Below are 8,500 nucleotides of genomic sequence, written 5' to 3'. Positions count from 1 at the left end.
TCCGGGATCGCGGTCGCGGGGCGGACCGTGCGGGACGAGGCGCTCGAGCGGTTCGGGCGGCGTGTCGCGGAGGTGATCGGCGTCGTCGGCGTGGTGAACGTGCAGGCCAAGCGGGCCGTGGACGGCGTCGATCGCGGCCCGCGCCTGCTCCTGGTAGAGCGCGACGGAGGCCTCCTCGGTCACCTCCAGGACGTCCAGCAGGTGGTGGGCGACGCCGCCCCGCTCCTCGGGCGCCAGCTTGGCCGTGCCGATGTCCATCCCGCGGTAGAACTGCATCGAGTCGGCGTTGACGACCTCGCCCCCGAGCTCGCGCGCCAGGGCGATGCCGAGGTCGGACTTCCCGGTGCCCGTGGGGCCGACGATCGCGATGACGGGCGTCTCCCGCCCGGCGTCGGACACGCTATCCGGCCGCGGGCAGGCCCAGCGAGGGCCGGCGCGGGATGCTGGGCATGCCGAGGCTGGTGGTCCCGGGCTTGGCCTCGCCCGCGCCGCAGGACTCGAGCTGGGACCGGTCCCAGGCGTCGCCCGCCCGGGAGCGCCGGATCGAGTAGTCCCCGTCCGCGGGGTCCGCGATGAGGTGGAACGGCGCGGCCTCGGTGATCCTCAGGGTGACCAGGTCGCCCGGGCGCGGCTGCTCGGCGCCCTCGGGGACGGAAAAGTGGACGAGCCGCTGGTCGCGGGTCCGGCCGGAGCGGCGGTGGGTCTTCTCGGCCTTGCGTCCGGAGTCGGCGGTGACCATGACCTCGACCATGCGCCCGAGCTGCGCCGCGTTCTCCTCGGCGCTGATCCGGTCCTGCAGCGCGACCAGGCGCTCGTAGCGCTCCTGGACCACGGCCTTGGGGATCTGGTCCTCCATCTCGCCGGCGGGCGTCCCGGGGCGGATGGAGTACTGGAAGGTGAACGCCGAGGAGAAGCGGGCCTGCTCGACGACGTCGAGCGTGGCCTGGAAGTCCTCCTCGGTCTCGCCCGGGAAGCCCACGATGATGTCGGTGGTGATCGCCGCGTGCGGGATCTGCTCGCGGACCCGCTCCAGGATGCCGAGGAACCGCTTCGACCGGTACGAGCGGCGCATGGCCTTCAGGACCCGGTCGGAGCCGGACTGCAGCGGCATGTGCAGGACCGGCATGACGTTGGGGGTCTCCGCCATCGCGTCGATGACGTCGTCGGTGAAGGCGGCCGGGTGCGGGCTGGTGAAGCGGATGCGCTCCAGCCCCTCGATCTCCCCGCACGCGCGCAGCAGCTTGGAGAAGGCCCGGCGGTCGCCGAACTCGACGCCGTAGGAGTTGACGTTCTGGCCCAGCAGCGTGACCTCGATGGCGCCGTCCTCCACCAGGGCCCGGACCTCCGCCAGGATGTCGCCGGGGCGGCGGTCCCGCTCCTTGCCGCGCAGCGAGGGGACGATGCAGAAGGTGCAGGTGTTGTTGCAGCCCACCGAGATGGAGACCCAGCCGGAGTAGACCGAGTCGCGCTTGGTGGGCAGGGTGGACGGGAAGACCTCGAGGGACTCGAGCAGCTCGGTGGCGGCCCGTTCGTTGTGCCGGGAACGCTCGAGCAGCGTCGGCAGCGAGCCGATGTTGTGCGTGCCGAAGACGACGTCGACCCAGGGCGCCTTCTCCACGATGGTGTTCTGGTCCTTCTGGGCCAGGCAGCCGCCGACGGCGATCTGCATCCCCTCCCGGGCGCGCTTGACCGGGGCGAGCTGGCCGAGATGGCCGTAGAGCTTGTTGTCCGCGTTCTCGCGGACGGCGCAGGTGTTGAAGACGACGAGGTCGGGGGCGCCCGCCTCGTCGGGGACGTAACCGGCGGCCTCGAGGAGGCCCGAGATGCGCTCGGAGTCGTGGACGTTCATCTGGCAGCCGAAGGTGCGCACCTCGTAGGTGCGGCGGTCCCCCGTCTCGGCGTTGATCCCGGGCAGGGGCGCGCCCGAGGCGTCGGGGCTGAAGGTCGGCTGGTCGATCACGTTGGCACTCACCCTGCCAGGGTACAAGATGCACCCGGGGGCGGCGGCACCGGATTGACCCGGGCCACAGGCGGTGGGCGGAGGGGGGGGGACGGCGCCGGGGCATGCGGTCCGACGGGGCCGGGCCGGGCGAACAACCAGACGGTCCGACGGGGCCGGGCCGGGCGAACAGCCAGACGGGGCCGGGCCGGGTCGAGCGAACAGCCAGACGGGGCTGGGCCGGGCAACCGGGCGCCGGTCCGGGCGGACGGCGACCGGCCGGGTGGTCCTCGGCCGTCGGCGCGCCTCAGAGCTCCGGGGCGTCCTCGGGCGACTCCGCGCCCCGGCGCTCCAGCTCCTCCCGGATGATCCCGAAGGCCAGCCCGGGGGCGTACCCGCGGCGGGCGAGCATGGAGGCCAGCCGGCGGGTGACCTTCTCGCGCTCGACGCGGTCCGCGAGCGCGCCCTCGCGGGCCAGCTTCTTGCGGACCAGCTCGCGGGCGTCCTCCCGCTCGTCCTCCTCGTCCCTCTGCTCGAGGGCCTCCTCGGCGAGCTCACCGGCGATGCCCTTCTGGACCAGCTCGCGGCGCAGGGCGGGCCGCGCCAGCTTCCGGCTCGCCGCGCGCGAGCGGACGTACATCTCGGCGTACTGGCGGTCGTCGACCAGGCCGAGCTCCTCGTAGCGATCCAGGATGCGCGCGATGGTCGCCTCCGAGACCTCCTTGGACCGCAGCTTCTCCTCCAGCTGGGCGCGGCTCCTGGCCGACGCTGTGAGCTGGCGCAGGACGACCTCCTTGGCGCGCTCGTACTCGGCGTCGCCCGACTCGCCCGCGTCAGACCCGTCGGCCGGGGAACCGGCCGGGGGCGCCTCCGCGGGGTCCGAGCCCCCGCCCGCCCGCGCGCTCGGATCCTCGCCGGCGCCCGCGCCGCCCTCGCCGTTCGGCGCCCGGTCCCCGCACCCCCGGCCGCGAGCCAGGAGGCGGGGTCGATCCCGAAGCCCGGGCCCGACCGGGACCGACTCGGGGTATCGGCCCGCCGGGCAGGGGCCTCCGGGCCGGCCGACTCGGCCTCGCGCGGCCCCGGTCCGCGGTGCGGCTCCTCGGCGGGCCTGCCGATCCGGGCCCCACGACGGCGACGGCCGGAACCGTAGCGGTTCCGGCCGTCGCCGCGGCCCGAGGAGAGGACCATCAGAAGTTCTCGGGCAGGGCGTCCAGGGGATCGTCGCCCAGATCCTCGGCCGCCTCCGCGACGGCCGGGGCTGCCGGAGCCTCCTGCGAGCCCTCCTCCTCCGTGTCGACGATGCCCGCCTTGATCAGCGTCTTGTGCTGGATCTCCTGCGCGAGCTCGGGGTTGTCCTTGAGGAAGCGGCGGGAGTTCTCCTTGCCCTGCCCCAGCTGATCCCCCTCGTAGGTGAACCAGGCGCCGGACTTCTTGACGATGCCGTGCTCGACGCCCATGTCGATGATGCCGCCCTCGATGGAGATGCCCTCGCCGTAGAGGATGTCGAACTCGGCGATCTTGAACGGCGGCGCCATCTTGTTCTTGACGATCTTGGCCTTGGTGCGCGAACCGACCGGGTTGGCGCCGTCCTTCAGGGTCTCGATGCGACGGATGTCGATGCGCACCGAGGCGTAGAACTTCAGGGCCTTACCACCGGTGGTGGTCTCCGGGCTGCCGAAGAACACGCCGATCTTCTCGCGCAGCTGGTTGATGAAGATCGCGGTGGTGCCGGTCTGGGACAGCCGGCCGGTGATCTTGCGCAGCGCCTGGGACATCAGGCGGGCCTGCAGGCCGACGTGGGAGTCGCCCATCTCGCCCTCGATCTCCGCGCGCGGGGTCAGGGCGGCCACGGAGTCGATCACGATGATGTCGATGGAGCCGGAGCCCACCAGCATGTCCATGATCTCCAGGGCCTGCTCGCCGGTGTCCGGCTGGGAGACCAGCAGGGCGTCGGTGTCCACGCCGAGCTTCTCGGCGTAGACCGGGTCCAGCGCGTGCTCGGCGTCGATGAAGGCGGCGATCCCGCCGTTCTTCTGGGCGCTGGCGACCGCGTGCAGGGCCACGGTGGTCTTACCCGAGGACTCGGGACCGTAGATCTCGACGACGCGGCCGCGGGGCAGCCCGCCAATGCCGAGCGCGACGTCCAGGGACAGGGCGCCGGTGGACACCGTCTCGGTCTTGACGGCCTCGCGGTCGCCCAGGCGCATCACGGAGCCCTTGCCGTAGTTCTTGTCGATCTGGGCCAGGACGGTCTCGAGCGCCTTCTCCCGGTCTGATCCCGTGGACCGGGTGACCGGAGCGGAGTTGCGCGATTTAGCAGCCATGATTACCTCATTCCTCTGCCCGCCCCGCCGGGTGCGAGCGAATATTCTACGATCCGCTTCCCACTGTAGTGGGGAGGACTGACAAGTTAAGCGCCCCCGGGGGTCCTGTGGATACTCCGGGCGGACGTCGTCGTGCTTGTGCTCCACTCTACCGCACTTCGAACATATTTTCGAAGGATCTCCGGGGTGAATTCGGCCGAGGAGCAGGACCTCAGCGCGGCTCTCCCGGGTCCACCCCGAGCCACTTGGCCTGGGGCAGGTCGTGCTGGGCGCACACCGCCTGCCACACGGCCAGCGGCGCGAGCCCCGCCTCCAGCGCCTCGCGCGCCGTGCGGTTGTCCACGGCGTCGAGCACCGTCTGGTCCGCCACGACCTTCGCGTAGCCGCGGCCGAACTCGTCGTCCATGCTGCGCCAGAATTCCGAGAGCTTCACCGGCGCCTCACCTCCTCCTGCGTCCGCGTGCGGACGCGAAAGGGCCCGCGCCCGAGACCCTCGCGGGTCGGATCGGGAACGGGCCCGGCGGCGCATGCCTGCGCCGCCCGCTGACGCTTACTTGCCGGCCACCGAGCGGTTGCGACCGTGCGGGGGCAGGTCCTCCGCGCTGACGGCCGAGGTGCCGTACTCGCGGCGGAACTCCTCGGAGAGCTCGTTGGGCACGGTGTCGGGCACCTGCATGCCCTCGGCCTCGGCGAGCCGGTCGGAGACCTCGCGGAGCATCTGGGACATCGGGACGTCGAGGGCGGCGCAGATCGAGGCGAGCAGCTCGGAGGAGGCCTCCTTCTGACCGCGCTCCACCTCGCTGAGGTAGCCGAGCGAGACGCGCGCGCTGTGCGAGACCTCGCGCAGGGTGCGGCCCTGGCGCTGGCGCACGTCGCGCAGCACCTCGCCGATCTCGTGGCGGAGGACGATCATGCGGGGCTCCTGTCGCTCGGACGCGGAATGGTCGGACTGGCCCACGTCCTTCCAACGGACGACACCGTTCACGGACACGGGTTGCTTCGTCATCTTGATGTCAATCTCCCTGGATAGGCGCGGCCCCCATACCCCGGGCGCCGCAGGATTAGTCTCAGCGTAGTCGGATCGAAGACGACCCACCACGCTCATGACGATTCTTAAATCCCACGACCTCGGATTCACCGGCGGATCGTTAGTCTGTCGAATCATCACTACCCATTGCAACCGATCATCCTGGTCGAACATTCCCCCACACGCGGCCAGTCGCCTGAGAGAAGCCTGGCAATTGCCTCGGCGGGAGGTCACGGGACGGTCACGGGCGATGCCGGACGAGGTCACCGGACGATCGCTGGCTCGGCCGCAGCGGTCCGCGGCGGGTCACGACGCGGCGTCGGGCGCCCCGAGTTCCTCGAGCAGCAGGCCCAGGGCCAGCTCGACCGTTCGCGCCCGGATCGCGGCCCGGTCCCCCGCCAGGTCCAGCTCCACGCTGCGCGAGCCGCCGGGTCCGGCGAGGCCGAGGTACACCCGGCCGACCGGCTTGCCGTCGTGCGCGGACGGGCCAGCGACGCCGGTGGTGGAGATCCCGTGGACCGCGCCGCACGCCACCCGGGCCCCCTCGGCCATCGCCCCCGCGACGTCGGGGTCCACCGAGCCGCGCGCTGCGAGCAGCTCCTCGTCGACCCCCAGCAGGCTCGCCTTGACCGCCCCCGCATAGGAGACGATGCCGCCCGGGAACACCGCGGAGGCCCCGGGGACGTCGCAGATGGCCGCGGCGAGCAGCCCGGCCGTGAGCGACTCCGCGGTCGCGACGCTCTCACCGGCCGCGGCGAGCCGGGCGACGGCGGCATCGGCCATCCGGCGCGTGGTCGCCCCGCTCGGCCGGTCGGTCTCCGCCGCGGCGTCGGGCCCCGGCGTCGTGCCGTCCCCGCGGGGCGCCGGCGGGCTCATCGGCCGTGCTCGCGGAGGTAGTCGCGCCGCAGGGCGGCCGCCTTGACGACGTAGTCGACGCCGGTGACCACGGTGACCACGAGCGCGGCCCCCACCACGACCCACCCGGGCACCAGGGCCCAGGTCCCGAGCGCGCCGAGCGGCAGCAGCATGAGGATCAGCGCGGCCGTCTGCAGCACGGTCTTGAGCTTGCCGCCCTTGGAGGCCGCCATGACCCCGTAGCGGATCACGACGAAGCGCATCACGGTGATGCCCCACTCGCGGACCAGGATCACGATCGTGACCCACCACCACAGCTCGCCCAGCATGGACAGGACCACGAAGGCCGCGCCCGTGAGCAGCTTGTCCGCGATGGGGTCCGCGATCTTGCCGTAGTCGGTGATGAGGTTGCGGGCCCGGGCGATGTCTCCGTCCAGCTTGTCCGTGTACATCGCCAACCCGAACACGACGACGGCCGCCCACCGCATCGCCATCGAGTCGCCCCCGAAGGGCCCGCCCGCCCAGAGGAACCAGACGAAGAACGGGACCATCACGATGCGGACGGTCGTCAGCACGTTCGGCAGGTTCAGGTTGGAGGGCTTCGGGTCCGGGCTCATGATGGCTCCTTCGGTGCGGGCGGCGGCGGAGGGGCCGCGGGGTCCTAGCGGCCGGTCAGCTGCCAGGCGTCCTCGCCGCCGGAGGAGTCGGCGTCGTCGAAGTACTCGGCGGCGGGCTCCTGCAACGATTCTCCCACGAGGTCCTCGGCCGGGGCCGGACCCCCGGCCGCCGGGCCGGGCCCGGCCTCCGCTGCGGGCGGCTCCTCGCCGCGGATGCGGGCCAGGGCGTTCGGGAGGTCGTCCGGGGCCACCAGGACGTCGCGCGCCTTGGAGCCCTCGGACGGCCCCACGATCTCCCGCGACTCCAGCAGGTCCATCAGGCGGCCTGCCTTCGCGAAGCCCACGCGCAGCTTGCGCTGGAGCATCGAGGTCGAGCCGAACTGGGTGTTGACCACCAGCTCGGTCGCCTGGAGCAGGACGTCGAGGTCGTCGCCGATGTCGTCGTCGATCTGCTTCTTCGGCTGCTCCTGCACCACGTCCGCCCGGTAGCTCACGGGCATCTGCTGCTTGACGTGCTGCACGACCTCGTGGATCTCGGACTCCGCGACCCACGCGCCCTGCACGCGCATGGGCTTGGAGGCGCCCATCGGCAGGAACAGGGCGTCGCCCTGGCCGATGAGCTTCTCCGCGCCCGCCTGGTCCAGCACGACTCGCGAGTCGGTGACCGAGGAGGTCGCGAAGGCCATGCGGGACGGGACGTTGGCCTTGATCAGGCCGGTCACGACGTCGACCGACGGGCGCTGGGTCGCCAGCACCAGGTGGATGCCCGCCGCGCGCGCCAGCTGGGTGATGCGCACGATGGCGTCCTCGACGTCGCGCGGGGCGACCATCATCAGATCCGCGAGCTCGTCCACGATCACCAGCAGGTACGGGTACGGGCGGATGTTCCGCTTGGAGCCCGGCTCCGGCTGGACCTTGCCCTCGCGCACGGCCTTGTTGAAGTCGTCGATGTGCTTGAAGCCGAAGTGGGAGAGGTCGTCGTAGCGGGCGTCCATCTCGCGGACGACCCACTGCAGCGCCTCGGAGGCCTTCTTCGGGTTGGTGATGATCGGGGTGATCAGGTGCGGGACGCCCTCGTAGGCCGTCAGCTCCACGCGCTTGGGGTCGACCATGACCATGCGGACCTCGTCCGGGGTCGAGCGCATGAGGATCGAGGTGATCATCGAGTTGACGAAGGAGGACTTGCCGGCGCCGGTCGCGCCGGCCACCAGCATGTGGGGCATCTTGGCGAGGTTGGCCACGACGTAGCCGCCCTCCACGTCCTTGCCGACGCCCATGACCATCGGGTGGGTCGAGGCGTGGGCCTTCGAGGAGCGCAGGACGTCGCCCAGGGACACCGTCTCGCGGTCAGTGTTAGGGATCTCGATGCCGATCGCCGACTTGCCCGGGATGGGCGAGAGGATCCGCACGTCGGCGCTCGCGACCGCGTAGGAGATGTTCTTGCTGAGCTGGGTGACCCGCTCGACCTTGGTGCCCGCCCCGAGCTCGATCTCGTAGCGGGTCACCGTGGGCCCGCGGGAGAAGCCGGTGACCTCGGCGTCCACGTTGAACTGCTGCATCACGTCGGTCAGCGCCTGCACGACGGCGTCGTTGACCTCGGAGCGCTCCTTGGCCGGCGGGCCCTGGACCAGCAGGCGCTGATGCGGCAGCGAGTAGGCCGACGTCGCGAGGGCGGCCTCGCGGGCGGCGCCCGGCTGGGGCTGGGCGTGGGGCATCGAGGCCGCGACCGCGGCGGCGT

9 protein-coding genes are annotated in these 8,500 nt (G+C 71.8%); all 9 read right to left on the bottom strand.

Annotated elements, in window-relative coordinates:
- On the bottom strand, nucleotides 1-399 hold a 399-nt coding region (locus NBM05_RS14790; protein WP_254169008.1), incomplete at its 3' end, for a tRNA (adenosine(37)-N6)-dimethylallyltransferase.
- Between the two features lies 1 nt (nucleotide 400).
- Nucleotides 401-1,915, bottom strand: coding sequence for a tRNA (N6-isopentenyl adenosine(37)-C2)-methylthiotransferase MiaB (miaB, locus tag NBM05_RS14785; protein ID WP_254169020.1), 1,515 nt, complete (start codon nucleotides 1,913-1,915; stop codon nucleotides 401-403).
- Between the two features lie 331 nt (nucleotides 1,916-2,246).
- Nucleotides 2,247-2,915 carry a regulatory protein RecX gene (locus NBM05_RS15950; RefSeq protein WP_373689348.1) on the bottom strand — a complete coding sequence of 223 codons (669 nt, stop codon included), beginning with the start codon at nucleotides 2,913-2,915 and terminating at the stop codon, nucleotides 2,247-2,249.
- 211 nt (nucleotides 2,916-3,126) lie between these two features.
- On the bottom strand, nucleotides 3,127-4,263 hold the full coding sequence (gene recA, locus NBM05_RS14775; RefSeq protein WP_254169000.1) for a recombinase RecA: 1,137 nt from the start codon (nucleotides 4,261-4,263) through the stop codon (nucleotides 3,127-3,129).
- Nucleotides 4,264-4,474: 211 nt separating this feature from the next.
- On the bottom strand, nucleotides 4,475-4,696 hold the full coding sequence (locus NBM05_RS14770; RefSeq protein WP_254168998.1) for a DUF3046 domain-containing protein: 222 nt from the start codon (nucleotides 4,694-4,696) through the stop codon (nucleotides 4,475-4,477).
- A 117-nt stretch (nucleotides 4,697-4,813) separates the two neighbouring features.
- A complete protein-coding gene (locus NBM05_RS14765; protein WP_302184074.1) occupies nucleotides 4,814-5,269 on the bottom strand; it encodes a helix-turn-helix domain-containing protein in 456 nt (151 codons plus the stop codon).
- A gap of 327 nt (nucleotides 5,270-5,596) precedes the next feature.
- Nucleotides 5,597-6,166, bottom strand: coding sequence for a CinA family protein (locus NBM05_RS14760; protein WP_309248183.1), 570 nt, complete (start codon nucleotides 6,164-6,166; stop codon nucleotides 5,597-5,599).
- Entirely contained in the window at nucleotides 6,163-6,762 is a 600-nt protein-coding gene (locus tag NBM05_RS14755; protein WP_254168994.1) for a CDP-alcohol phosphatidyltransferase family protein, read from the bottom strand. The genes NBM05_RS14760 and NBM05_RS14755 overlap by 4 nt, the downstream gene beginning before the upstream one ends.
- 44 nt (nucleotides 6,763-6,806) lie before the next feature.
- Nucleotides 6,807-8,500: DNA translocase FtsK (locus NBM05_RS14750; RefSeq protein WP_254168992.1), on the bottom strand; the 1,694-nt coding region annotated here is incomplete at its 5' end.

The organism is Rothia santali (assembly GCF_024199905.1).
GTDB lineage: Bacteria > Actinomycetota > Actinomycetes > Actinomycetales > Micrococcaceae > Rothia > Rothia santali.
The sequence above is the reverse complement of the archived record's forward strand: the minus strand, read 5'-3'. Positions and strand labels throughout refer to the sequence as shown.